Below are 23,947 nucleotides of genomic sequence, written 5' to 3' on the forward strand. Positions count from 1 at the left end.
TAGCGGTCTTTCAGTCGACATCAATGTTGAATGTGACGCCCTCTTCGCGAGCAAGCTCGCTCCCACATTGGATTGCGGTGTTGCCGCGTCCTGTGTTTCATCGTTGAAACACGCGTAACTTTTTCCCTAATCCCCGTGGAAATCCTCCTCCCGTTCAACGCCCCGCTTTACTGCCCGGCAACCTGAGCTCCGCGCACAAACCACCGCCTTCACGATGACTCAACGTCAACGAGCCCCCGAGCGCCAATGCCAATTGCTGCGCAATCGCCAACCCCAGTCCGGTGCCGCCGGTGCTGCGGTTGCGTGAATTTTCCACACGGTAGAACGGCTCCATCACATGCGCCAGTTCCGCTTCGGCAATGCCAGGACCACGGTCCATCACCTTCACCGACAAATTGCCGTCGGCCTTCGACTCCACCCATAACTCGGCGGCGCCGGCGAACTTCAGTGCGTTGTCCGTCAGGTTCACCAGTACCCGGCGCAGGGCATGGGGCCGGGTATTGATCACCGCTGCGCTTTTGCCGCCCAGCTGCACGTCCTTGCCCATGTCCTGATAGTCGAACACCAGGCTGTCGAGGAACGAATCCAGATCGGTGCGACGACTCTCCTCGGTGGAGCCGTGAACGCTGCGGGCGTAGGCCACGCCTTCGCGCACCAGGTGTTCCATCTCGCCGAGGTCGTTCCACAATTTGTCTTTTTCGCTGGAATCGTCCATGAATTCGGCGCGCAATTTCATGCGGGTGATCGGGGTTTGCAGGTCGTGGGAGATCGCCGCCAGCAGTTGCATGCGCTCCTTGAGGTAGGCGGCGATGCGCGCCTGCATGGCATTGAACGCCTTGGCGGCATGGGCAACTTCGGTCGGACCTTTCTCGTCCAGGAGTACCGCGTGGGTGTTGGGGTCCAGGGTCTCCACCGCCTGGGCGAGGCGGGTGAGAGGGCGGATGGCGATTCTCACGGCCAGCCAGGTGCAGGCGATCATCAGCGCCAGTTGGCCCAGCAACACCATGGGCAACCACGGCGACAACGGCAGCATCGACGGTCGTACATCGATGGTCACCGGGCTGCCATCAGCCAGCTTCAGGTGGACCTGGAAGTGTTTGATCGGCCCGGGAATGTCGGTAACGGTCATCGGGTAATCCTTGCCGATGGCGTCCTTGATCGAGGTCACCGCGATGGGGGTGTCGCTCATGGGCATGCCCGGTGAGCCCTCGTCGAGCAAATAGCGGTAATTGCGCCGTTCCAGTTGTTGCAGCCAGCTGGCACGCTCTTCGGCGGGCAAGCGGTCGAGGATGGCGATGGAGGTCGATACGTCGGTTTCCAGATTGCCCAGCATGGTGTTTTTCGCGCTTTCGTAACGTTCGTAATACTGCGCGCCGAAGGACAAGGCCTGCGCCAGGATCAGGCCGATCAGGAAAATCAGCGACAACCGTGAGGCAAGGGTGCGGGGCCAACGTATCGCGAGGTTCATGACGGTGCACCCAGCACTTCCACCGGCAGGGAAAACACATAGCCTTCACTGCGCACGGTCTTGATATACGCCGGCTCGCGGGCGTCGTCCAGCAAGCGCTGACGCAGGCGACTGACCAGCAAGTCGATGGAACGGTCGAACAGGTCGGCGTCGCGGCCTTGGGTCAGGTTCAGCAACTGGTCGCGATTGAGCACCCGCTGCGGATGATCGAGGAACACCCGCAGCAGCCGGTATTCGGCGCCGCTGAGCGCGACCATGGTGCCGTCGTCATCGAGCAGGTGCCGGGCGGATGTGTCCAGGCGCCAGCGGCCGAAGGCCAGCAAGCGCCCGCTTTCGGTGACCACCAGGTTCGGCGGCAGCATCCGCGTGCGGCGCAATACGGCGTTGATACGCGCGAGCAATTCACGGGCGGCGAACGGCTTGACCAGGTAATCGTCGGCGCCCATTTCCAGACCGATGATGCGGTCGGTTTCATCGTTGCGGGCGGTGAGCATCAGTACCGGGGTGGCCTTGTGTTTGCCGGCGCGCAACTCGCGGCAGAGCATCAGGCCATCGTCGCCCGGCATCATGATGTCGAGCACGATCAGGTCCACCGGCGTGGATTCGAGGAACGCGCGCATTTGCCGCCCGTCCGCCACGACGGTGGTGCGCAGGCCATTCTTTTTCAGGTAGTTGCCTACCAGCTCTCGAATCTCGCGGTCATCGTCCACGATGAGAATGTGATCGACGTGTTCCATGGGGCCAAGCCTCTGTAGATGGGGGATGTCGCACAGTCTATCGAGCGTTGGCCCGCCTGCCCGCAGCCCTTTGTATTGCAGTGTATCTGCTGTAGCAGCGGATACATGCAGACGCAAAAACACTGTTTTTCCATGGTTTTGTATCGCTGTGTATCAGAGGGCGGCTTTGATACGTACCGATTTACACGCGCCTGTTTTCGACACAGACGAGATACCTCGCGGGCTTCTAATAGGCTCCATCGAGGCAAGCCAGGACGCCTCGGCCCAATCAACGATTGACCCATTGAAGCCTGAGGAAACCACCATGAACACCAAAGCCGTTGTCGCCGTCTGCCTGTTTGCCGCACTGAACATCTGCACCCTGTCGGCCCGCGCCGAAGCCGATGTCACCCCTCAAACCTACACCTACGGCACGCACCTGGACATCAAGAAGGTGATCTCGATGAAACAGGACGCCACGCCTTCCTGCGGGATTGTAAATGCCCAGCTGACCTACCTGGATTCCGGGAATAAAACCCAGGTCCTGGACTACCGCAAATTTGCCGACGGCTGCAACGACGACAACTGAGTCCTTCGCTGGCCGATGGCCCAACCCCTTTGCAACAGGAAGAAACATCATGAACAACCTATCGCGCTTTCTGACCGCCGCTGCCTTCTCCCTGGCCGGCGCCGCCGCCCACGCCAATGCCGCCGTGGAACAAGGCAGCTGTGGCAGCAGCACCTGCTTCCAGCTGACTCCGGTGACCAAGCAGGGCGCCGATGCCTTACTGGCACAGGACGGTTTCGGCCGGACTCCGCAGGGGCAACTGCTGGATAACCAGACTGCCTGAATCAACACGGTTCCCCCTGTAGGAGCTGGCTTGCCAGCGAAGACGGCGGCACATTCACCATAGATGTTGACTGACAGAACGCTTTCGCTGGCAAGCCAGCTCCTACAGGGGGCCAGCTTTGCGGCGAAGACGGCGGCACATTCAATATTGATGTGACTGAAAGATCGCTTTCGCTGGCAAGCCAGCTCCTACAGGGGGCGGTGTGTGAAGTGCCACCCTCATACTTTCAAGGTGATCCCCATGTTACTCATCGCGTTCCTGGGCGGCATATTGACCGTCCTCAGTCCCTGCATCCTGCCGGTCGTGCCGTTCCTGTTCGCCGGGGTCGACCGTACGCGGTCCTCGGTCCTGTTCACCCTCGGCGGCATGGTCCTGACTTTTGCCCTGATCTCCAGCCTGGCGGTGGTCAGCAGCGAGTGGGTGGTACAAGCCAACAACACCGGGCGGCACGTGGCCCTGATCGTGATGGTGCTGTTCTCCCTGTCGCTGATCTCTGCCCGTGTGGGTAGCTGGATGGCGCGTCCATTCGTCCTGCTCGGCAACCGCCTCGACCCTGACACCCGCAAAATGTCCGGCCCGCTGGGCTCGGTCATGGTCGGCGTCGCCACCGGCCTGTTGTGGGCGCCGTGCGCCGGGCCAATCCTCGGCGTCATCCTCACCGGCGCCATGCTGCAAGGCGCGAACGCCCAGACCAGTCTGTTGCTGGTGGCGTACGGCCAGGGTAGCGCGTTGTCCCTGGGCACCCTGATCTTCGCCGGTCGTGGCCTGGTCAATCGCTTGAAAGCGTCGATCCCGGTCACCGGTTGGCTGCGTCGTGGTACCGGCGTCGCAGTGCTGGCTGCCGCGGCGGTGATCTCCACCGGCGCCGACAAGACATTGCTCGCCGGCACTTCGTCCGAAGGTGTCAGCAGCATTGAGAAAGGTGTGTTGGAAACCGTTCCGAAAGTCGTTGATTATTTCGTCAGCAAGGTCAAGGCCGACTCGACCCTGGACAACGCTACAGGCCCCATGCCCTCTATCTCCGGCGCGGTCGAGTGGATCAACTCGCCAGCACTGAGCAACGAGTCCTTGAAAGGCAAGGTGGTGCTGGTGGACTTCTGGACCTACGACTGCATCAACTGCCAGCGCACCCTGCCGTACGTGAAGGACTGGGCGCAGAAGTACGAGAAGGATGGCCTGGTCGTGATCGGCGTCCACACCCCTGAATATGGCTTTGAACGCATCATCGCCAACGTCAAGGATCAGGTGAAAAAGCTCGGCATCACCTACCCGGTGGCGATCGATAACAACTATGCGATCTGGCGCAACTTCGACAACCAGTACTGGCCCGCTCATTACCTGATCGACGCCAAGGGCCAGGTGCGTTTCACCCACTTCGGCGAAGGTCGCTATGAGACCCAGGAGAAAATGATCCAGCAGTTGCTGGAAGAGGCCAAGGCAGATACCAAAGCCGCTCCCGCTGCGTAAACCACTTGATCAATGGCTCACAGGCTGCGCGCCGTGGGCCATTGGTTTTTTCTCCTGACTGCGCCGCCACGCCGCCGGGGGGGCCCCGAACTCACGACGGAACGCCCGACTGAATGCCGTATCGGTCTGGTAACCCACTTCTTCGGCAATCCGCATCAATGAACTGTTACTGCTGCGTAACAGGTTGGCCGCCAACAACATCCGCCACTGCGTCAGGTACTGCATCGGCGAAATACCCACCAATTGCTGAAACCGTTCCGCCAGCACCGATCTTGACGTGCCGGCGGTGCGCGCCAGTTCATCCAGCGTCCAGGCGTGACAGGGTTTTTTGTGCAGAGCATTCAGGGCTGCACCGACGATCCGGTCGCTCACGCCCGCCAGCCAGCCGGTACGGCCTTTGCCCTGTTCGTGCATGTACAGGCGCAACACCTCGATGAACAACACCTCGGCCAGCTTGGCCAGGACACCTTCGCCGCCAGGGCGCGGCGAGCGAGCTTCGGCCAGCGCATAACGCACCGAAGACTCCAGCCAGATCCCGGCATTCGAGCCGCGTACGTTGACCCGCACTATGGGCGGCAACCCCGTCAGCAACATGCCCGCCAGCCGTGTGTCGCACGCCAGATAGCCGCACACCAGGCGCGTGACCGCGCCGCCGCCGCCATAGCTCAACTGCCGGGGACGGCGCGCCAGCACCACATCCAGTCGCGCACCGGTGGCGGGCGCGAGACCCGGTCTGGAGCTCATGCGATGGGCGTCCCCTTGCGGGAACACCACCACATCGCCCGCCGTCAGCAGAAGAGGCGGGGCATCACCCAGTTCGACGTAACACTCGCCTTCGGTGATCAAGTGAAAGATCACCACCCGTTCGGCGCCGGGCTCCAGGAAGGGCGCCGCGGTGTCGGCGCTGGGCGACTGGTAGCACCAGGGTGCGGTGAACCTGGCATTGATGAAGATCGCGCCGACCAGGCGGACGACGCGCAGGGTCTGGGACAGGGCGTCCATGATGGTTTTCCCCTGTGTTCGGGGGCTGCTTTTCAAGGGTGAGTTTGATTGTGAGCCCGTCGCGGCAGAACGTGAAATCTCCGGACGATCGGACAGGGTTGGCCGACGATCGGGCAGGACGCCAACGTTCCCCGGCGCGATAGTTGGCACACAGGGTCAGTCGACCCTGTCATCAATAACAAGAATGAGAGGTTGCCATGCCGAAGTTCGTCATAGAACGCGAGATTCCAGGCGCTGGAACACTGTCAGAACGGGATCTGAAAGCCATCTCGCAAAAGTCCAGCAGGGTCTTGCGCGATCTGCCAGAAGTGCAATGGCTGCAGAGTTTCGTCACCGGCGACAAGATCTACTGCGTGTACATCGCGCCGAATGCGGAGCTCATCCGGGAGCATGCCAAGCAGGGTGGTTTCCCGGCCAACAGCGTATCCCAGGTCATGAACATCATCGACCCCACGACGGCGGAGTAATCGAGCGCCCGTTGCCGGTCCGTTGTTTCAACCCGTCAGAGACAGTCTCCATGAGTACACCCATTGATCTTACTGCCCTGAAAAACCGTCAGATGGCCTCCTGGGCCAGCGGCGACTATGCCGTGATCGGCACCACGTTGCAGATCGTCGGCGAGGAACTGGCCGAAGCCTGCGACCTGCTCTGCGACGAACGCGTGCTCGACGTGGCCGCCGGCAATGGCAATGCGACGCTGGCCGCCGCTCGCCGTGGTTGCCGTGTCACCTCCACCGACTACGTGGCTGCGCTGCTCGAGCGCGGCGAAGACCGGTCCAGGGCAGAGCGCCTGGAAGTGACGTTCCAGGTGGCCGATGCCGAGGCATTGCCTTTCGACGATGCCAGCTTTGACGCCGTACTGTCGACCTTCGGTGTGATGTTCACGCCGGACCAGTCCAAGGCCGCCGCGGAACTGGCACGGGTCTGTCGCCCCGGAGGCCGGATAGGCCTGGCCAACTGGACGCCCGAAGGCTTTGTCGGGCAGATGTTCAAGACCCTGGGCCGGCATCTGCCACCACCGCCGGGCGCGCAACCGCCTTCGAACTGGGGCACCGAGGCCTGGCTGCGCTCGCACTTCGATGAGCGCGACTTTCTGCTGCAAGTGGCGCGCAAGCACTTCAACTTCCGCTACCGCTCGGCCGCGCATTTCATCGACACGTTCCGCACCTGGTACGGCCCGGTCCACAAGGCGTTCGCGGCGCTGCCCCCCGAAGGTGCACAGGCCTTTGAAAAAGACATGACCGAGCTGCTGAACCGCTTGAACCGGGCGGGGGACAAGTCGCTGGTGGTGCCGAGTGAATACCTGGAAGTAGTGATTACCCGGCGTTGATCTCGCGACACAAAACCTGTGGGAGCGGGCTTGCCCGCGATGACGGTCGTTCATTCAACATCAATGTCGAATGTATGACCTCATCGCGGGCAAGCCCGCTCCCACAGGGATATATAGTGTCTGATCGTTTGTTCACTCATCCAGCCGCTCGGTATACACCACCCACACACTGCACGGCATTTTGTACAGCAGGTGCTCCACCGTGCTGCCGATCAGCCGGCCCAGCCCGCGATGGCCGACCCGCCCCATGACAATCACGTCGGTGTCATAGGCCTCGGCAAAGCGGATCAGAACCTTGCCCGGACTGCCCATGATCATGTGCCGCTGCTCCGGCGCGATGCCGTTGCGCTCGACCAGTTCGTGGAAGGCGTCTTCCTGGTAGTCGTACAGGGTCTTGGCCTTGCCCGACGAGAAAAACGTCGACCCGTTGTCGAAGCCGAACTCGTCCGCACTGATGGAAGAAAGATCGTAGGCATACACCACGTCGAGCTCGGCATTGCAGGCGCTCGCCAGTTTCGCCGCTTCATGAAGGATCCGGTCGTTGAAGGTCTTGTAGTGATCGTCGCGATGGAAGGGATCGACCGCGGCGACGATCTTGCGCGGCAAGGCGTGCACCGCGTGACTGACGAAGTGTAAAGGTACCGGACACTCACGCAGCAAATGCACATCGAGCGGGGTGAACATCAGCCGAGACCACAGTGATTCATGCTCCAGCGCCTTGATCAGTACGTCCATCGGCTGCTCCTTGAGGTGCAGCAGGATTTCCTCCAGCGGGCGTTCGACCCAAGCCACCTCGGTAGTGACGTGCACACCGATCTTGCGCAAGGGACGGGCCTGTTCCTCCAGCCACTGGCGATGGCGGTCGACGTAGCCCAGGCGCATCTGCTCCAGGGCTTTTTCGTTGACCAGACTGGCAGTCGCCAGGCCCTCCAGATAATCAAAGGCGACGATGTGCAGCGCCGCGTCTTCGGCCTTGGCCAACGCCGCGGCCCGGTCGAAGGCGGGGCTGTGTTCCATCAAGGGCGAGGCGACCAGCATGAAACGTGATTGCTCAGACATGACAAACCTCCCGTGGGTTGACGAGCAGGTGGCGGCACCCCTGTAACAACCAGGAAGTACCGACTTTGCCGCCCGATGTGCGGTCATTCCATAGGCGTTCAATCCCCTAAGTATTGACCATGATCAACCTTCCGTCCGTCAGTCCGGCGCAGGCTGCAGTTCGTGCTGAACTCATGCGCACGCGCACTCTCGGGAGAACTGCCATGGCAACCATGAAAGCCGCGATATTCGTGGAGAAAAACCGCATCGTGCTCGATGACAAACCGATCCCCGAAGTCGGGCCGCTGGATGCGCTGATCCGCATCACCACCACCACGATCTGCGGCACCGACGTGCACATCCTGCGCGGTGAGTACCCCGTGGCCAAGGGGCTGACGATCGGTCACGAACCGGTCGGCATCATCGAGCGGCTCGGTTCGCAGGTGCGTGGTTTTGTCGAAGGGCAAAGGGTGATTGCCGGCGCCATCACCCCCAGCGGGCAAAGTTATGCCTGCCTGTGTGGCTGTGGCTCCCAGGACGGCGCGGACACCCGCCACGGCTTCAAGGCCGCCGGTGGCTGGAAGTTCGGCAATACCATCGACGGCTGCCAGGCCGAGTACGTGCTGGTGCCGGATGCGCTGGCCAATCTGTGCCCGATTCCCGACGGCCTGAGCGACGAACAGGTGCTGATGTGCCCGGACATCATGTCCACCGGGTTTTCCGGTGCGGAGCGGGGCGAGGTCAACATCGGCGATACCGTCGCGGTCTTCGCCCTCGGGCCCATCGGCCTCTGTGCCGTGGCCGGAGCGCGGCTCAAAGGGGCCACCACCATCATTGGCGTCGACGCCGTGCCTGAGCGGATGAGCGTCGCCCGCCAGTTGGGCGCGACCCATATCATCAACTTCCAGGACGGCGATGTGGTTGCGCAGATCATGGCCCTGACCGATGGTCGCGGCGTGGACGTGTCGATCGAAGCGCTGGGCACCCAGGGCACCTTCGAATCCGCGCTGCGAGTGCTGCGCCCCGGTGGCCGTCTATCCAGCCTGGGGGTTTACTCCACTGACTTGCGTATCCCGCTGGATGCCTTTGCCGCGGGCCTGGGGGATTTGAGCATCGTCAGTACCCTGTGCCCCGGTGGCAAGGAACGGATGCGACGGCTGATGGCGGTGGTGGAAAGTGGCGGGGTCGATCTGTCGCCGTTGGTGACCCATAGGTTCAAGCTCGACGACATTGAAGCGGCGTATGAGCTGTTTGCGCATCAGCGGGATGGGGTGATGAAGGTGGCGATTACACCTTGAATCCATCAAACACAACGCAAACCCCTTGTAGGAGCTGGCTTGCCAGCGAAGTCGGCGGGACATTCAACATTGATGTGACTGACAGATCGCCTTCGCTGGCAAGCCAGCTCCTACAGGGGGATTAGTGGGGTTTGTGGTAGCTAAACGACCTTGGCGCCACGCGCCGTCAGCAATTCGCGCAACACCGAACGATGACAGTGCGCCTCTTCCTCGCAATAACACCCGACAGCCAGCGAGGTTTGATGGGAGAGGGCGGCCAACAGATCCAGCAATTGGCTCGGCGCGGGATGGTTCATTTCAGCCTTGAATTTACGCCGAAAGGCTTCCCAGGCCTTCTCATCCTCAGCGGCCTTGGCTTGCGCAACCAGTTCCGCGCTGGGCGAAAGCAACGGTTGCCATACATCATAAAAATCTCGACTGGCAAACTCGGCCTTCGGCACGCCCCGCGGCGGGCGGCGTACCGTGCCTATCCGCAGGCCTTCATCAGGCAGGCGCGGGGTGCCGAGCCGGACGATATGAATGGGCATGGCGGCCTACTTGTGCCGCGACGTGTCAAACCACTCCATCGCCGTACGCCAGATGCAGATCCCCAGGAAATAAGCCGACATCAGCAGCCAAAGCCCCATGACCAGCGGGTTGATCACCGGATGATTGACCACCAGCGACAGGCTGCACAGCAGCCAGACGGCTGTCACCGCGATGTTGATCGGCATGAACCGGCGCACGCGGAACGGGTGCAGGAACTTCATCCGGGTCACGGTCAGCAGCGCCAGGCCGATGACGGTGAGCAGAGTGATCCACGGCGATGGTGCAATGATGTACAGGCACAGGGCGACCACGTTCCAGGCGGCGGGGAAGCCCTGGAAGTAGTTGTCCTTGCTTTTCATGTTGACGTTGCAGAAGCAGAACAGCGACGAGACCAGAATCAGTGACACGGTCAGCAGCAGCGTGTAGTCCGGCAACGGGATGTAGCGATAGATGAACAGCGCCGGGATAAACACATACGTCAGGTAGTCGATCACCAGGTCAAGGACCGAGCCGTCGAAACTCGGCAGTACCGATTGGACATTGACCTTGCGCGCCAGGGCGCCGTCCAGCCCGTCGACGATCAGCGCGACGCCCAGCCACAGCAGGCAGTTGGTGGGTTGGTTTTCCAGCAGGGCGAGGGTCGCGAGGAAGGCAGTGACCACGCCAGTGGCAGTAAAACCATGGGCGCCCCATGCTTTGAGCCTGGCGATGTGTAGAGTCGAAATCACGGGGGCGTTCTCCAGAAAGTGAAGCAAGCCGGTCATCACCCACACTGTTGGGGGCGGCGGCAAACCTGGTCGGGTTGCAGGTATCGACCGGAAATCCGGGAATAAGGTTCACCACTCATGAATCTTAGCTGCGCCACACAAAAATACCCCGGATAAATCCGGGATACGGTTGGAACCGGAGGCCGCCTGTCTGTGGACTAAAGGAGTGCCTGCGGATTGCGACCAAACACCCGGCTATCTTCGGCTGTGGCGGTCTGCTCGGTAAACGCTCCCGACCATTTGGACCTTGGTGACGCAGATGAAGAGGGAACGAACTTCGGCTTAGCATTGTGTTTGCAGCCGGGTTTCACGTCAGCCAAACGGTGGTGGCACATTTGTCTGCGAGGACTATCGTTGCCTGACTGGATCACTCCAACCAAAGAGGATGCCGTCATGAACACCAGCGATCTGCTCGAACAACTTCTGCGCGGTGCCGGCCAGGGCTCGATGCCGCAACAGGGTGACCGTGGTGCTTCGGCCCAGGGCGGGCCTGGCGACCTCGGCGGGTTGCTCGGCGGCCTGTTGGGCGGTGGCGCCGGTTCCAGCGCCGGCGGCGGTGGGCTGGGTGGCTTGCTCGGTGGATTGCTGGGCGGCGGCTCACCCTTGGGTGGTTCGACCCGGAGCCGGTCAGGCGGTGGGGCCAACTACGCGGCGCTGGCTTCGCTGGGGATGATGGCGTTCCAGGCGTATCAGGCCTGGCAACGCAGTCAGGCCGCGGCACCGCAACAGGCACCGCGCACGGTCGACCTGTTGTCTGGCCCGGAAGTCGAGGACCACAGTCATGCGATCCTTCGGGCATTGATTGCCGCGGCCAAGGCCGATGGCCGGATCGATGAGGCGGAAAAGCAGATGATCAGTACCGAGATCGGCCGTCACACCGATGATCCGCAGTTGCAGCAATGGCTGGACGATGAAGTCGCCCGGCCGCTGGACGCCGCCGATGTGGCGCAGTCGGCCACCGATCCTGGCATGGCGGCGGAAATGTACCTGGCCAGTGTGATGCTGGTGGACGATCAGCAGGACGCCGAGCGCATTTATCTGGATGAGCTGGCGGCCGCGCTGAACATTGATCCGGATTTGCAGGTGCATCTGGAGCAACAGGCCAAGGGGGGCGTTGCTTGATAATCGTCCCCATATGCGTCGCAACGATCTAACACGGGCGCTGCGTACGGTGTAGGAGCTGCCGCAGGCTGCGATCTTTTGATCTTGATCTTCGCGGGCTCAAGACCGCCAAAGATCAAAAGATCAAAAGATCGCAGCCTGCGGCAGCTCCTACACGAGAAACGTCACCCCATAACGCTCGGCCACTTCAAAAATCCGCGGTAAATCCTCCGGCACCTTGAGCTGATCCATCGCCGCAAAGAACTGCCCGCCCCGCGGATCGGAAACCACCCCAATGATTTTCGCCGTGGTGCTGAGGTTCTTGTAGGCATGGACCGTCCCGGCAGGGATATGCACATAGCCACCGCTCGACACCGTGTTGGATTGGCCTTCGACCGTCACTTCCACTTGCCCGTCGATGACATAGAAGGCTTCATCCCAGGGATGAAAGTGCGGCGGCGGCCCTCCGCCTTGCACGCCTTGCTGGATATGCACTTCAAAGGGTTTGGACAGATCCCCGCCGGCGAGAATCGTGATCGCCTCACCCACGACGTTGACCGGCCTGGGGATGTTATCCGCCTCGATGACATGAACCGTGCGCATGATTGCTCTCCGAAGGATGGGTCCACACCCGTTGAGTATATTCACTCCAGTGCAAGCCAAGTGCCGCACCGGCAGCCGTTTGTCCGGGCTCTTTCAACCCCGATGGAATTTTTCTGCGCCGCGGTCGCTCTGCTGATGTAGAGACGTGCTGATCCAGCGTCCTGCCACTGGCCTCAGACCGAGAGATGCATCCATGACTGCCCTGACACGACTTGAATCCAGGCCTGCCCACGAACATCCGACTCCCGGCGCCGGCAGCATTAAACAGATCTACCAGCAACTGCTGCTGAGCGACGATGGGCAGCACCGGCATGCACTCGCGCAACGCTTTCTGCAGACTCAGTTGCAGCGTGCGGCGGACTTGCCGGACGAGTTGCCGCAGGACCTGTCGGCACTGCAAGGTTTTGTCGAACAACACAGCATCGCAGTCGCCCGGCAATACGCCGACTATCTGCAACAGCGCAAGGAGGGCGGGCCCCGGCAGTTCTTCAGCAACAAGGCGCACGCGCTGTTTTTCCTGCAGGCCGTTGCCCCGACCAAGCTGGTGGACGGCGCCTGGCTGTGCGGTCTGCTGCGGCACTGGCGCGACCCGCGTTTCGAGGGCCTGATCTGCACTTACCTGGAGGAGCTGGGCGAGGGCAACCCGGCGCAGAATCATGTGGTGATCTACCGTAAATTGCTCGCCGAGCATGGCTTGCAGGACACAGTAGCGATCCCCGACGAACGTTATCTGCAAGGCGCCCTGCAACTGGCGCTGGGTGAAGTCGGCGATGAATGTTTGCCGGAGGTCATCGGCTACAACCTGGGGTATGAACAATTGCCCCTGCATTTATTGATCAGTGCCTATGAACTCAGCGAGCTGGGCATCGATCCGTATTATTTCACCCTGCACGTGACCATCGACAACGCCAGCACCGGCCACGCGCACAAAGCCGTGCAGTCGGTGTTGCAGCTATTGCCGTTGGAGGGCGATCGCGAGGAGTTCCTGCGCAGGGTCGCGCTGGGTTATCGCCTCAACGATCTGGGGCAGGGCAGCCGCGCGATCATCGAGTCGTTCGACTTATACGCTGAAGTCCTGAACATGCTAGAGCGCAAGCGCCCGTTCGGCCAGCACCTGCATTCCGACTACTGCCGTTTCGAAGGCAAGACCGTCAATCAATGGTTGTCGACGCCGGAGCAGTTGCCCGGCTTCCTCGCGGCCCTGGAAACCAAGGGCTGGATCAAGCGCCACCAGGACCCGCAGGCCAGCCGCTTCTGGCAATTGATCGACGGCGACGGCGCCGCCATGTTCGGGGTGTTCAGCCCTTATGAAAAGCAGTTGCTGCATGACTGGATCGCTGGCGACTGGGTGCCTGAGCGTTCAACCGCAACGATCCGAGGTAGCGCCAGTGTCGCGGCCGTACCCTCAGTGCCGGTCAACGACCCGGATATCCAGAGCCTGCAAAACGCGTTGGCTGGCGTTTGCGCTCACGATCAGATGCAAGTCCTGATCCCATGGCTGTCAGCCCACCGACATTCCCATCCTGCCGGTCTGTTCGCCACCCGACGCTTCATCGAACTCAAATCCAGCCTTCGATAGGGAGCCTGTGATGAATCAGGAAGAGCAACTGGGCGCTGCCGATCTGGCATTGCTGCAGCTGGGACGCCGCTTGCAGGCCGACGGTTATCGTTTCATCACCCCGACGCCGCTGACCCATCAGCGGGTCAATGATCGCGCCTTCGGCCAAAGCGCCCGAACCCTGCGCGAAGTGTTCGGCTGGTCGCGGACGTTCGAGCCCGGCTTGTTGTCGGGGGACGAACAGCGGCAGTTGCAACAGGCGGGTGTACTTGAAGAAAGCAACGGGCGGCTGAAAAGTCGCGTGCGCTGGTCGAGCCTGGATGACCTGCTGTTCGTGCACTCGGGATTCCCCACCGAAGCCGCTGATGCGGTGTTCTTCGGCCCCGACACCTATCGATTTGCCCAGTTGATACATGCCCATCTGCAACAGAACTTCGCCCCGATCAGACGCGCCGTGGACATCGGCTGTGGTGCGGGCGTCGGCGCGATTGTGATCGCCCGCGCGCGTCGCGAAGCCGAGGTGCTGGCCGTCGACATCAACCCGGCGGCGCTGCGTCTGACGGCGGTCAACGCCGCGCTCGCCGAAGTGGCCAACGTCAGTATCGAAGCCAGCGATGTGCTGCAGGATGTCGACGGCAACTTCGACCTGATCGTCGCCAATCCGCCTTACATGGCCGACCCCGCCGAGCGTGCCTACCGCCACGGCGGCGGAGCGCTTGGCGAACAGTTGTCGCTGCGCATCGTCGAGCAGGCCCTGTATCGGCTGGCCCCCGGCGGCTCGCTGGTGCTGTACACCGGCGTGGCGATGATCGATGGCTGCGACCCGTTTCTGGACGCACTGACCCCGCGTCTCGAGTCGCCGCTGTTCGCCTGGACCTACCGCGAACTCGACCCCGATGTATTCGGTGAAGAGTTGTTGACCCAAGGCTATCAGCGCGTGGAGCGGATTGCCGTGGTCGCCTTGATCGTCACGCGCATCGGCCCCGGCATCGGGGGCATCATTACCTCGCCTGCAGGTGCGCCATGAACAGGAATCTGGACGATTACAACCGCATGCGCGACTTCTCGGCGACCTCGGAACCGGCCGCCAAGCGCTCGAGCAAAAAAAAAGCGCAGGAGCATGCGCTGCAATTCTGCATCCAGAAGCATGACGCCTCGCGCCTGCATTACGACTTCCGCCTGGAACTCGACGGCGCCCTGAAAAGCTGGGCGGTGCCCAAGGGGCCGTCACTGGACCCCAAGGTCAAGCGCCTGGCAGTCCACGTTGAAGACCATCCGCTGGACTACGCCACGTTCGAGGGCAGCATCCCCGAAGGCCATTACGGCGCCGGTGACGTGATCGTCTGGGACCGTGGCGTATGGATACCCCAGGAGGATCCGGCCAAGGCCTACGCCAAGGGCAAACTCAAGTTCGAGCTGCAGGGCGAGAAGCTCGGCGGTCTGTGGAACCTGGTGCGCACGCACATGCCGGGCAAGCAGGAGCAATGGTTTCTGATCAAGCACCAGGACGGCGCGGCCAAACCCGAAAGTGAGTACGACGTGGTCGCCGCCGAACCCGACAGCGTGCTCAGTGACCGGACCATCCTCCCCAAACAGTCGAAGACCGCCGACAAACCCAAACCCGTGAAGAAACCGGCCGCAGCGGCGCGCAAGGAAAAAGCGACGCCGTTGACCGGCGCCCGCAAAGCCAGGCTGCCGGAACAGCTCAAGCCGGAACTGGCCACCCTGGTCGAGAAGGCCCCGGGCGGTGACTGGAGTTATGAGATCAAGTTCGACGGCTATCGGATCATGGCGCGCATCGACCACGGCAAGGTCCAGCTGTTTACGCGCAATGGTCACGACTGGACCCACAAGCTGCCGAAACAGGCCGAGGCGCTGGCTGCACTGGGCCTCGAATCAGCCTGGCTCGACGGCGAAATGGTGGTGGCCAACGACCAGGGCGTGCCGGACTTCCAGGCCTTGCAGAATGCTTTCGATTCGGGCCGCAGCGGCGCCATTCTTTACTATCTGTTCGACATGCCTTACCTCAACGGCGTGGACCTGCGCGAAGTGCCTGTCGAGGAGCGCCGGGCTGCGCTGGCAACGGTACTCAAACCCAATGAACACCCGCTGCTGCGGTTCTCCGACGCGTTCGGCGAAGAGCCGGAAGCCTTGCTCAACAGCGCCTGTCAAATGCGCATGGAAGGGCTGATCGGCAAGCGGCTGGGGTCGCCCTACGTGTCCCGGCGCAGCAGCGACTGGATCAAGCTCAAGTGCAAGCATCGCCAGGAATTCGTGGTGGTCGGCTTCACCGATCCAAAAGGTTCGCGCAATGCATTCGGTGCCTTGCTGTTGGGGCTGCATGACCGTGACAGTGGCGAACTGCGTTACGCAGGCAAGGTCGGCACCGGGTTCAACGAGACCACGCTCAACCATATCCACGACCAACTCAAACCCTTGCAGGTGAAAAAACCGTCCGTGGTCAATCCACCGACCGGCTTCGACGCCAAGGGCGTGCATTGGCTTAAACCGACGCTGCTGGCGGAGGTGGCCTTTGCCGAAATGACCAAGGAAGGTTCGGTGCGCCATGCGGTGTTCCATGGCCTGCGCGACGACAAACCTGCCGAAGACATTACCGAGGAGCGTCCGAAAGCCGTGAAGACTTCAACCTCGAAAACTGCTGCTACGAAAACTGCTCCTAAAAAAACTGCTGCTGCAAAAACCGCTGTTACGAAAACTGTTGCTGGAAAAACTACTGCTGCAAAAACTGCCCCTGAAAAACCTGCTTCTGAAAAACCTGCTTCTGAAAAAAAAGGCACCGCTGAAAAGCCGGCCACCAAAAAGAAAACCCCAGAACCTGCACCTTCACAAATCGGCCTGGGCAAGGGCAAGGTGCGCATCACCCACCCGGACCGGGTGATCGACGCCAGCAGCGGCACCACCAAAGTGCAACTGGCCGAGTACTACGCCAGCGTCGCCGAATGGATATTGCCCGAGCTCAAGGACCGGCCCGTGGCATTGGTGCGCGCCCCGGACGGTATCGCCGGCGAGCTGTTTTTCCAGAAGAACGCCGAGCGCCTGGCCATCCCGGGGATCACCACCCTGGACAAGGCACTCACCGGCCAACCGGTGATGATCATCAACAACGCCGAGGCCCTGATCGGTGCCGTGCAGATGAGCACGGTGGAACTGCACACCTGGAACGCCACGTCGGACAACCTCGACAAACCCGACCGCTTCGTCCTCGACCTCGACCCGGACCCGGCGCTGCCCTGGAAAAGCATGGTCGAGGCGACTCAACTGACCCTTTCGGTGCTCGATGAGCTGGGGCTCAAGGCATTCCTCAAGACCAGCGGCGGCAAGGGCATTCACCTGGTGGTACCGCTGACCCGCAAGCTCGGCTGGGATGAGGTCAAGGACTTCAGTCATGCCATCGTCAGCCACATGGCCAACTTGCTGCCGGATCGTTTTTCCGCAGTCTCCGGCCCGAAGAATCGGATCGGGCGGATCTTCATCGATTACCTGCGCAACGGACTCGGCGCCACCACCATCTGCGCCTATGCCGTGCGGACCCGCGAAGGATTGCCGGTGTCGGTGCCGGTCTTTCGCGAGGAGGTGGGTGAACTCAAGGGTGGTAATCAGTGGAATGTGCGTAACGTGCATGAGCGGCTGGCCGAAGTGGGAGACGAGCCTTGGGCGGATCTGAAGAAAACCCGGCAGACCATCACCGCCGACATGCGGCGGCGGGTGGGGATGAAAAAATAGCGACTCGTACTTCAGGTCGTTTTGTGGGTGCCTACAAGACCTGAGCCAGACATAGCCCACTGTGGGAGCGGGCTTGCCCGCGATAGCGATCGGTCTGTCACTGCGATGTTGCCGGTGCCACCGCCATCGCGGGCAAGCCCGCTCCCACAGGTGCTGGTGGTGTTTTCGAGATTTGCGCCCGGCACCGCTCCCACAGGCTGGGGGTGTTTCGAGATTTGCGCCTGGCACCATTCCCACAGGTGTTCGAGGAGGTTTGCGAGGGGGCGGCGAGCAGAGCCCGCCGCCCTGATGACTATTGCTTGCCGACAACGGCTGCCAGCAAGGGCGCCGCCTGCTCATCGGTCAACGCGGCATGGACTTCCATGTTCATCAGGTCATTCCATTGCAGCACCCACTTCTGAATCTGTACGACATCGTCGGTTTCCGCGATGCCAAACCCGCTGGAGCCACCGACGGCGTGCCATCGCCCCAGCATCTTCACGCCTTCGGGTGGAGCGCCCTTGGTCTCGAGAAAGCGCTGGATCACGCTGTTGCGGTTTTGCGGGCTGATCGTCCAACTGACCATGAATAACATTCGCCACCTCCCGTTACAGATTGGCACCTGTTGATCTTCGCGCACCTGGCTGGCGCCGGGACCACGGTCACGCCTGTATTGCCAGCTTCATCCTGGCTGGCCTGAAACGGTTTCTCCCATGAGAAGGCATAGCAGCGGACCCGCCTGCGCGTATGACCGCTGATCCTGTTTCGATGCATCTGGAATGAATGGCATGGGAGGAGGGCTCAAACGATCAGGCGTCACGCAACAGGTCGTTGGCATTGAGCAGCTCGTAGGCAACCTCGGGGCGTTTTTCCAGCCCGCGGCGAATGGCCGCCGGAATCGACTGCCGGGTCTTGCGACACAGGCCCGGCAGTTCGCCGATGGAAATGGCGATGCCGCGCATGGTCCGTACTTCGTTGAACCCGGGGGCGATCTCCACCCGGATCCCGAGTTGCTCGTACATCCGCTGCTGCAACCGCTCGAGGTCGCTCAGGCTCTGCAGGTTTTCCAGGCGCTCGACCAGGCGCTTTTCCTCCGCGCGGGTCAGGAACAGGATGCGCACGTCCGCGCCCGGGGTGTCCAGCAGCGGGTCACGCCCGCAGTCGCAGGCGCCGGGCGGGCAGGGTTGGCGGATTGGAGGCGTGGTCGTCATGGGGTTCAATCATAGAGCGCTCGGGTCGGGTTTGCCCATAGAGCCCTGAATTTGTTGGATGGCATGACTGGACGCAGGTATTTTTTCTATTGCGCGATGGGAGGGGCCAGCCCTCCCATTGCCGATCAGTCGCGATAAACCGGGAAGTCACTGCACATCGCGGCAGCCAGGCTGGCGACCTGGGCCTCGACATCGGCGTCACCCAGGTGATCGAGGATGTCGCAGATCCAGCCCGCCAGCTCGATGCTCTGGTCTTCCTTGAACCCACGACTGGTGATGGCGGGGGTGCCAATGCGCAGGCCGGAAGTCACGAACGGCGACTGCGGGTCGTTCGGCACCGCGTTCTTGTTCACGGTGATGCCGGCGCGACCGAGGGCGGCGTCGGCGTCTTTGCCGGTCAGGCCCTGGCGGATCAGGCTGACCAGGAACAGGTGGTTATCGGTGCCGCCGGACACCACATCGTAGCCACGGTCGATAAACACCTTGGCCATGGCCTGGGCGTTGCGGATCACCTGCGCCTGATAGGTCTTGAAGGCGGGCTCCAGCGCTTCCTTGAAGCACACGGCCTTGGCGGCGATCACGTGCATCAGCGGTCCGCCCTGGCCACCGGGGAACACCGCGGCGTTGAGTTTTTTCTCCAGCTCCGGGTTGGACCTGGCCAGGATCAAGCCACCACGAGGGCCGCGCAGGGTCTTGTGGGTCGTGGTGGTGACCACGTCGGCGTACGGCAGCGGGTTCGGATACAGACCGGTCGCGACCAGCCCGGCGACGTGGGCCATGTCGACGAAGAGATAGGCACCGACCTTGTCGGCGATCTGACGGAAGCGCGGGAAGTCCAGGGTCTTCGAATAGGCGGAGAACCCGGCGATGAGCATTTTCGGCTGGTGCTCGACCGCCAGGCGCTCGACTTCGTCGTAATCGATCAGCCCGGTGTTGGTGTCGATACCGTACTGCACCGCGTTATAGAGCTTGCCGGAAAAACTGACCTTGGCGCCGTGGGTCAAGTGGCCGCCATGGGCCAGGCTCATGCCCAGCACGGTGTCGCCGGCCTGCAGCAGCGCCAGATACACCGCGGCATTGGCCTGGCTGCCGGAGTGCGGCTGCACGTTGGCATAGTCGGCGCCAAACAGCTGCCTGGCCCGATCAATGGCCAACTGCTCGACCACGTCGACGTGCTCGCAGCCACCGTAATAACGCTTGCCGGGATAGCCTTCGGCGTACTTGTTGGTCAGGCCGCTGCCTTGCGCCTCCATCACCCGTTGGCTGGTGTAGTTTTCCGAGGCGATCAATTCGATGTGGTGCTCTTGCCGTGCGTCCTCGGCGTTGATCGCCGCCAGCAGTTCATCGTCGTAGCCTTTGATCTGGTCGTGCTTGCTGAACATGGTGGAGTCCTGTTCTCAGGGTGATATAGACCCCCGTGTAGGAGCTGCCGCAGGCTGCGATCTTTTGATCTTCTTCCGGGTTTACCCCGGAATATCAAGAGCAAGATCAAAAGATCGCAGCCTGCGGCAGCTCCTACCAGGGGGCGGCGGTGTTCTTGCCATCCAGCGCCGGATCGGTGTTGGTCGGCAGTGAGCGTGGTTTGAGGTTGACCAGCAAGTGCGGTGCCAACAACAGCAATTCTTTATGAATCAATGAGATGAGATATTTTTGTGAGAAATGATGGAGCTTTCTGTATTGAAATCAATACAGGTAGGGTGGGAGTTAGAGGCGCGGAGGGTGCCGGATTGGAGGGATGTAGGGTTGCGGCAGAAGTGGATCGTATTCGATACGCTGTATCGGTTTGCACACACCACGACTCAAGGTGCTGCGGATGGTCAGCTGCAACGCATCCGAAGCAGCTTTTTGCCAAGCATCAAGCTTGCGGCTGAAGGTCGCTCAGCAGCGCCTTGATTGCCGTCCTGTGGACCAACTCACACCACGGGCCATCGTCGATAATCGCGCCGTCCTGCATCACGATGACTCGATCAAAGCGATACAGGTGGCGGACGTCGTGGGTGACACAAATCAGTCCGCGCTCGGAGAAAGTGTCGAACAGCAAGTCCCACACCGGAATCGCCAGCTTCGGTTCTATCGAGGCACTGGGTTCGTCGAACAGATTGAATTGGCCTGGCCTGTTGATCAGGCGCAGCAGTGACAGCCGTTTGGCTTCGCCACCGGAAATATTGGAGGCGTTTGCGTTCAGATCACGCTGGGAAACAATGGCTTCAAGGTTCAGTTGTTGTATCGCCTGGGCAATATGTGGCGAGGGAAGGGTGCCAAACAGAACCGAGCGGTCAAAGGTGCCTTCCAGAAACTGCGGTGATTGAGGGCAATACCTCAGGTATTTCAGGTGTAAATGGGCGTTCAAACTGGAAACCGGCACGCCGTTCAGGCTCAATTGGCTCCTCACCGAAGCATTCAATCCGGCCAGTGTTTCCAGCAAGGTGGTTTTTCCCGCACCACTGGGACCGGTGATGGCGACCGATTGGCCTTGTTGAAAAGTGATGGCATTCGCGATAGATAGCCGGACCGCTCTGTTATCGGTCACAACGCAGGGGGCGAGTACCATAGTCGAGGCGTGCCGGGACGTGATTTCGGCTTGACGGTTGTCCTGGTCAAAGTTTGGCAATGATAACAATTGCTGCAGTCGACGCTGGTCAGCGAGAAATTGGTCAAGTACTCGATAACCTTCGGTAAGCGCGGTGATGTTGAGTAAAAAACTTCCCGCAATGGAAAATATGGCTACCAGTTGCCCGACGCTGATGTTTGGCTCGCCCGACAATTGATCGAAAACACCCCAGCCCAGCAATCCTGCCGTGGAGAGGCTGACAAATAAAATCTTTGCCGCGCTCAGGAAACCGCCGGAGCTTGTCACGGTTACCGCAGCGTTGGCGTATTGCTCGAAGGCGCGGCTCAACGGTTGTGTTGCCGTGTGTTCGGCTCTTTCCAGTTTTATCGATTTCCCCGCGGTCAGGGTATTGAACACAATCGCGCTTAACTCATCTTCTTGCTCGTTGACCGCATCAATATACTTTCTGCGCCACCTGATGATTTTATGGGTGACAAACAGGTAGAGGATGCCAAGACCGGTCAATGCGAGGAAAATCCCGGTACCACCCATATAAAGAAAAACGCCGCCCACGATCAAAAACTCCAGACACATGGGGATTCCGACGGTGACGAAGAATGTCAATAATTGTTCATGGGCCGTGATGCCGCGCTCCACGGATTTGATAAAGTGCCCGATGCGCCACGAATCGAAATGACCAAATTCTTTGCGCATCAACTCTGCCATCCAGTCTATGGATGCGTTCATCACTATCTGCTGCACTAATCGGGATAAAAGAAAAATTTGCAGTGGATTAATGATCGCTTGAATGCATCCAGCCAGGGCAAACGCAGCCGTCATCGTAAGTAGGGTGTTGAGGGTTGTATAACTATCACTGTTCAGCGCGTCGACGATTTTGCCTAGTAGCAGGGGCGGAGCTAGCGCTATAAGCTTGAGTACTATGATGGTGGTTATTGTTGAAGTCAGCAGTACTGCGTGTTTTTTACAGGTCGTTCTGATGAGTGTCTGCATGGGGCACCTGTCGGCTGTGTTTTCTCGCAGGTGAATTAATAGCAATGAGTTTTCAGGTGTTCAATTGTTAGTGTGGGTAGAGCTTCCCATTATTGTGTAGGAAGTTTCTTTTTTGCAGGTAGGGCAAATCCATTAGGTAATGGATGTTGTTGCATGTCGATTTACACGCCCGCAGGAGTCACCAGCAAACACATTAAAGCTTCCCCGGAATCCCATACTTACGCAGCCGAATAGCAATCGCACTGTGCGAAGTTTGCAACCGCGCAGCCAATAAACGGCTCGACGGATAGCTGCGGTAAAGCTGTTCCAGCAGGTTTTTTTCAAAATCACCGACGGCCGCTTCCAGGCTGCCGACTTCGCCGGCGTTCTGCCGCTCCATGGCCGTGCGGGCGATGTCCAGGTCGTCGATGTCCACCAGCGGGTTCTCGCAAATGGCCGCGGCGCGGAAGATCACGTTCTGCAGTTGCCGTACGTTGCCCGGCCAGCGATTGCCGAGCAGCGCCGGATAAGTGCCCGGCGCCAGGCGGCAGACCGGGCGCTGGATCTGTGCGCAGGCCTGTTGCATGAAGTGATTGGCCATCAGCAGGATGTCGTGGCCACGGTCGCGTAACGGTGGCACTTGCAGGTTGAGCACATTCAGGCGGTAGAACAGGTCTTCGCGAAAGCTGCCTTCGCTGACCATTTTTTCCAGGTCGCGGTGCGTTGCGCTGAGGATCCGCACGTTGACCTTGACCTCGCGATCGCCACCCACCCGACGGAAGCAGCCATCGCTCAGGAAGCGCAGCAACTTGGCTTGCAGGTAGGGCGACATTTCGCCGACTTCGTCGAGGAACACCGTGCCCTGGTCGGCCAGTTCCAGCAGGCCGAGTTTGCCTCCCCGTTGCGCGCCGGTGAAGGCGCCGGCGGCGTAGCCGAACAGCTCGCTTTCGGCGAGGCTCTCCGGCAGGGCCGCGCAGTTCAGGGCCAGGAAGGGGGCATCACGTCGGGTGCTGATGGCGTGGCAAGCACGGGCCACCAGCTCTTTGCCGGTGCCGGTTTCGCCCTGGATCAGCAGCGGAGCGTCGAGGGCGGCCACCCGCTGGGCGCGGGCCTTGAGGGTACGAATCGCCGGGGATTCGCCCAGCAGCGCATCGAACCCTTCGGCATGGTCATGGTGCAGCGCCGAGAGGCGTTCGCCGATGCGGTTCGGTTGATACAGGGTCAGCAGGGCGCCGGCATCAGTGATCGGCATCGCGTCGAGCAGCAAGGTCTGACCAGCGAGGCTGACCTCGTGCATGGGCAGGCGGTAGCCGTGTTCGATCAGCGTGCGTTGCAAGTCGGGATCATCGAACAGCGCCGTCAGCGGCTCACCGGCCGGTTCACGGCCGCACAAGGCGATCAGCGCCGGATTGGCCAGCAGCACATGGCCGCGCTCATCCACCGCCAGCACCGGGTCGATGCTGGCCGCAAGCAAGGCATCCAGTTGCAGGCGGCGACGCTGTCCCGGGAGGATGTCGACCAGGGTCACCGCTTGCACACCCCGCACGCCGAGCAAGGCCTCGCGCAGTTCCTCCAGCACATCGGCACCGAGTGTCGGGGCATCGATGTACACGTTTGGCGGCACCATCTCGACGGCATCCAGATTGAAACTGCGCCCGCCGAGCAGGGCCAGTACTTCCTGGGTAATGCCGACGCGGTCGATGAAGGTGACGTGGATGCGCATGATTGGCCTGCAAGGTGGCGAA

22 protein-coding genes are annotated in these 23,947 nt (G+C 61.0%); 10 read left to right on the top strand and 12 right to left on the bottom strand.

The annotated features are described in order from the left end of the window. Nucleotides 1-154: 154 nt before the first annotated feature. The gene (locus tag ACA062_RS13135) at nucleotides 155-1,468 is read right to left on the bottom strand and encodes an ATP-binding protein (RefSeq protein ID WP_497456755.1); all 1,314 of its coding nucleotides are present in this window, start codon (nucleotides 1,466-1,468) and stop codon (nucleotides 155-157) included. Further along, nucleotides 1,465-2,205, bottom strand: a complete 741-nt coding sequence (locus ACA062_RS13140) for a response regulator (protein WP_128869984.1) — start codon at nucleotides 2,203-2,205, stop codon at nucleotides 1,465-1,467. Before ACA062_RS13140 ends, ACA062_RS13135 begins: the two co-directional genes overlap by 4 nt. A gap of 304 nt (nucleotides 2,206-2,509) precedes the next feature. Between ACA062_RS13140 and ACA062_RS13145 the strand changes: the two genes are divergently transcribed. The 3 genes from ACA062_RS13145 to ACA062_RS13155 all read left to right on the top strand — a co-directional run bounded on the left by ACA062_RS13145 (nucleotide 2,510) and on the right by ACA062_RS13155 (nucleotide 4,502). Continuing rightward, a complete protein-coding gene (locus ACA062_RS13145; protein WP_497456756.1) occupies nucleotides 2,510-2,773 on the top strand; it encodes a DUF2790 domain-containing protein in 264 nt (87 codons plus the stop codon). Between the two features lie 49 nt (nucleotides 2,774-2,822). Beyond that, entirely contained in the window at nucleotides 2,823-3,035 is a 213-nt protein-coding gene (locus tag ACA062_RS13150) for a hypothetical protein (protein ID WP_497456757.1), read from the top strand. A 240-nt stretch (nucleotides 3,036-3,275) separates the two neighbouring features. Then, nucleotides 3,276-4,502: a cytochrome c biogenesis protein DipZ gene (locus tag ACA062_RS13155; RefSeq protein ID WP_497456758.1), complete on the top strand. Its 1,227-nt coding sequence runs from the start codon at nucleotides 3,276-3,278 to the stop codon at nucleotides 4,500-4,502. A 9-nt stretch (nucleotides 4,503-4,511) separates the two neighbouring features. Here the strand turns inward: ACA062_RS13155 and ACA062_RS13160 are convergent, their stop codons facing one another. Beyond that, nucleotides 4,512-5,504: an AraC family transcriptional regulator gene (locus tag ACA062_RS13160; protein WP_497456759.1), complete on the bottom strand. Its 993-nt coding sequence runs from the start codon at nucleotides 5,502-5,504 to the stop codon at nucleotides 4,512-4,514. Between the two features lie 197 nt (nucleotides 5,505-5,701). On the opposite strand from ACA062_RS13160, the gene ACA062_RS13165 reads away from it, so the two are divergent. Continuing rightward, entirely contained in the window at nucleotides 5,702-5,971 is a 270-nt protein-coding gene (locus ACA062_RS13165; RefSeq protein ID WP_497456760.1) for a DUF4242 domain-containing protein, read from the top strand. Nucleotides 5,972-6,021: 50 nt separating this feature from the next. Further along, entirely contained in the window at nucleotides 6,022-6,834 is an 813-nt protein-coding gene (locus ACA062_RS13170; RefSeq protein WP_497456761.1) for a class I SAM-dependent methyltransferase, read from the top strand. Between the two features lie 132 nt (nucleotides 6,835-6,966). On the opposite strand, the gene ACA062_RS13175 is transcribed toward ACA062_RS13170, so the two are convergent. After that, on the bottom strand, nucleotides 6,967-7,893 hold the full coding sequence (locus tag ACA062_RS13175) for a universal stress protein (protein WP_497456762.1): 927 nt from the start codon (nucleotides 7,891-7,893) through the stop codon (nucleotides 6,967-6,969). A 203-nt stretch (nucleotides 7,894-8,096) separates the two neighbouring features. Between ACA062_RS13175 and ACA062_RS13180 the strand changes: the two genes are divergently transcribed. Continuing rightward, nucleotides 8,097-9,170: an NAD(P)-dependent alcohol dehydrogenase gene (locus ACA062_RS13180; protein ID WP_497456763.1), complete on the top strand. Its 1,074-nt coding sequence runs from the start codon at nucleotides 8,097-8,099 to the stop codon at nucleotides 9,168-9,170. A 140-nt stretch (nucleotides 9,171-9,310) separates the two neighbouring features. Here the strand turns inward: ACA062_RS13180 and ACA062_RS13185 are convergent, their stop codons facing one another. Both ACA062_RS13185 and pcsA read right to left on the bottom strand, forming a co-directional pair. Next, a complete protein-coding gene (locus tag ACA062_RS13185) occupies nucleotides 9,311-9,697 on the bottom strand; it encodes a DUF488 domain-containing protein (protein ID WP_497456764.1) in 387 nt (128 codons plus the stop codon). Between the two features lie 6 nt (nucleotides 9,698-9,703). Further along, the gene (gene pcsA, locus ACA062_RS13190; protein WP_497456765.1) at nucleotides 9,704-10,426 is read right to left on the bottom strand and encodes a phosphatidylcholine synthase; all 723 of its coding nucleotides are present in this window, start codon (nucleotides 10,424-10,426) and stop codon (nucleotides 9,704-9,706) included. Nucleotides 10,427-10,858: 432 nt separating this feature from the next. Between pcsA and ACA062_RS13195 the strand changes: the two genes are divergently transcribed. Further along, entirely contained in the window at nucleotides 10,859-11,587 is a 729-nt protein-coding gene (locus ACA062_RS13195; protein ID WP_497456766.1) for a tellurite resistance TerB family protein, read from the top strand. 150 nt (nucleotides 11,588-11,737) lie between these two features. On the opposite strand, the gene ACA062_RS13200 is transcribed toward ACA062_RS13195, so the two are convergent. Further along, nucleotides 11,738-12,169, bottom strand: coding sequence for a cupin domain-containing protein (locus ACA062_RS13200; protein WP_497456767.1), 432 nt, complete (start codon nucleotides 12,167-12,169; stop codon nucleotides 11,738-11,740). A gap of 193 nt (nucleotides 12,170-12,362) precedes the next feature. Between ACA062_RS13200 and ACA062_RS13205 the strand changes: the two genes are divergently transcribed. The 3 genes from ACA062_RS13205 to ligD are packed head-to-tail and all read left to right on the top strand — an operon-like array spanning nucleotide 12,363 to nucleotide 17,471. Continuing rightward, nucleotides 12,363-13,748 carry an iron-containing redox enzyme family protein gene (locus ACA062_RS13205; RefSeq protein WP_497456768.1) on the top strand — a complete coding sequence of 462 codons (1,386 nt, stop codon included), beginning with the start codon at nucleotides 12,363-12,365 and terminating at the stop codon, nucleotides 13,746-13,748. 10 nt (nucleotides 13,749-13,758) lie between these two features. After that, nucleotides 13,759-14,754 (top strand): methyltransferase, encoded by a 996-nt coding sequence (locus tag ACA062_RS13210; RefSeq protein ID WP_497456769.1) that lies wholly within the window; start codon nucleotides 13,759-13,761, stop codon nucleotides 14,752-14,754. Next, nucleotides 14,751-17,471, top strand: coding sequence for a DNA ligase D (gene ligD / locus ACA062_RS13215; protein WP_497456770.1), 2,721 nt, complete (start codon nucleotides 14,751-14,753; stop codon nucleotides 17,469-17,471). Before ACA062_RS13210 ends, ligD begins: the two co-directional genes overlap by 4 nt. A 292-nt stretch (nucleotides 17,472-17,763) precedes the next feature. On the opposite strand, the gene ACA062_RS13220 is transcribed toward ligD, so the two are convergent. The 5 genes from ACA062_RS13220 to gcsR form a co-directional block, all read right to left on the bottom strand. Beyond that, nucleotides 17,764-18,045, bottom strand: coding sequence for a DUF3303 domain-containing protein (locus tag ACA062_RS13220; protein ID WP_497456771.1), 282 nt, complete (start codon nucleotides 18,043-18,045; stop codon nucleotides 17,764-17,766). Nucleotides 18,046-18,259: 214 nt separating this feature from the next. Then, on the bottom strand, nucleotides 18,260-18,661 hold the full coding sequence (locus tag ACA062_RS13225; protein ID WP_497456772.1) for a hypothetical protein: 402 nt from the start codon (nucleotides 18,659-18,661) through the stop codon (nucleotides 18,260-18,262). 125 nt (nucleotides 18,662-18,786) lie between these two features. Continuing rightward, nucleotides 18,787-20,043, bottom strand: a complete 1,257-nt coding sequence (gene glyA, locus ACA062_RS13230; RefSeq protein ID WP_497456773.1) for a serine hydroxymethyltransferase — start codon at nucleotides 20,041-20,043, stop codon at nucleotides 18,787-18,789. A gap of 473 nt (nucleotides 20,044-20,516) precedes the next feature. After that, entirely contained in the window at nucleotides 20,517-22,223 is a 1,707-nt protein-coding gene (locus ACA062_RS13235) for an ATP-binding cassette domain-containing protein (RefSeq protein WP_497456774.1), read from the bottom strand. 193 nt (nucleotides 22,224-22,416) lie between these two features. Then, entirely contained in the window at nucleotides 22,417-23,925 is a 1,509-nt protein-coding gene (gene gcsR, locus ACA062_RS13240) for a transcriptional regulator GcsR (RefSeq protein ID WP_497456775.1), read from the bottom strand. Nucleotides 23,926-23,947 lie beyond the last annotated feature (22 nt).

Source organism: Pseudomonas sp. LBUM1679 (assembly GCF_059695565.1).

Coding starts and splice junctions, on each gene's coding strand:
- ACA062_RS13135 (WP_497456755.1), bottom strand. CDS start 1,468: ATGAACCTCGCGATACGTTGGCCCCGCACCCTTGCCTCACGGTTGTCG.
- ACA062_RS13140 (WP_128869984.1), bottom strand. CDS start 2,205: ATGGAACACGTCGATCACATTCTCATCGTGGACGATGACCGCGAGATT.
- ACA062_RS13145 (WP_497456756.1), top strand. CDS start 2,510: ATGAACACCAAAGCCGTTGTCGCCGTCTGCCTGTTTGCCGCACTGAAC.
- ACA062_RS13150 (WP_497456757.1), top strand. CDS start 2,823: ATGAACAACCTATCGCGCTTTCTGACCGCCGCTGCCTTCTCCCTGGCC.
- ACA062_RS13155 (WP_497456758.1), top strand. CDS start 3,276: ATGTTACTCATCGCGTTCCTGGGCGGCATATTGACCGTCCTCAGTCCC.
- ACA062_RS13160 (WP_497456759.1), bottom strand. CDS start 5,504: ATGGACGCCCTGTCCCAGACCCTGCGCGTCGTCCGCCTGGTCGGCGCG.
- ACA062_RS13165 (WP_497456760.1), top strand. CDS start 5,702: ATGCCGAAGTTCGTCATAGAACGCGAGATTCCAGGCGCTGGAACACTG.
- ACA062_RS13170 (WP_497456761.1), top strand. CDS start 6,022: ATGAGTACACCCATTGATCTTACTGCCCTGAAAAACCGTCAGATGGCC.
- ACA062_RS13175 (WP_497456762.1), bottom strand. CDS start 7,893: ATGTCTGAGCAATCACGTTTCATGCTGGTCGCCTCGCCCTTGATGGAA.
- ACA062_RS13180 (WP_497456763.1), top strand. CDS start 8,097: ATGGCAACCATGAAAGCCGCGATATTCGTGGAGAAAAACCGCATCGTG.
- ACA062_RS13185 (WP_497456764.1), bottom strand. CDS start 9,697: ATGCCCATTCATATCGTCCGGCTCGGCACCCCGCGCCTGCCTGATGAA.
- ACA062_RS13195 (WP_497456766.1), top strand. CDS start 10,859: ATGAACACCAGCGATCTGCTCGAACAACTTCTGCGCGGTGCCGGCCAG.
- ACA062_RS13200 (WP_497456767.1), bottom strand. CDS start 12,169: ATGCGCACGGTTCATGTCATCGAGGCGGATAACATCCCCAGGCCGGTC.
- ACA062_RS13205 (WP_497456768.1), top strand. CDS start 12,363: ATGACTGCCCTGACACGACTTGAATCCAGGCCTGCCCACGAACATCCG.
- ACA062_RS13210 (WP_497456769.1), top strand. CDS start 13,759: ATGAATCAGGAAGAGCAACTGGGCGCTGCCGATCTGGCATTGCTGCAG.
- ligD (WP_497456770.1), top strand. CDS start 14,751: ATGAACAGGAATCTGGACGATTACAACCGCATGCGCGACTTCTCGGCG.
- ACA062_RS13220 (WP_497456771.1), bottom strand. CDS start 18,045: ATGTTATTCATGGTCAGTTGGACGATCAGCCCGCAAAACCGCAACAGC.
- ACA062_RS13225 (WP_497456772.1), bottom strand. CDS start 18,661: ATGACGACCACGCCTCCAATCCGCCAACCCTGCCCGCCCGGCGCCTGC.
- glyA (WP_497456773.1), bottom strand. CDS start 20,043: ATGTTCAGCAAGCACGACCAGATCAAAGGCTACGACGATGAACTGCTG.
- ACA062_RS13235 (WP_497456774.1), bottom strand. CDS start 22,223: ATGCAGACACTCATCAGAACGACCTGTAAAAAACACGCAGTACTGCTG.
- gcsR (WP_497456775.1), bottom strand. CDS start 23,925: ATGCGCATCCACGTCACCTTCATCGACCGCGTCGGCATTACCCAGGAA.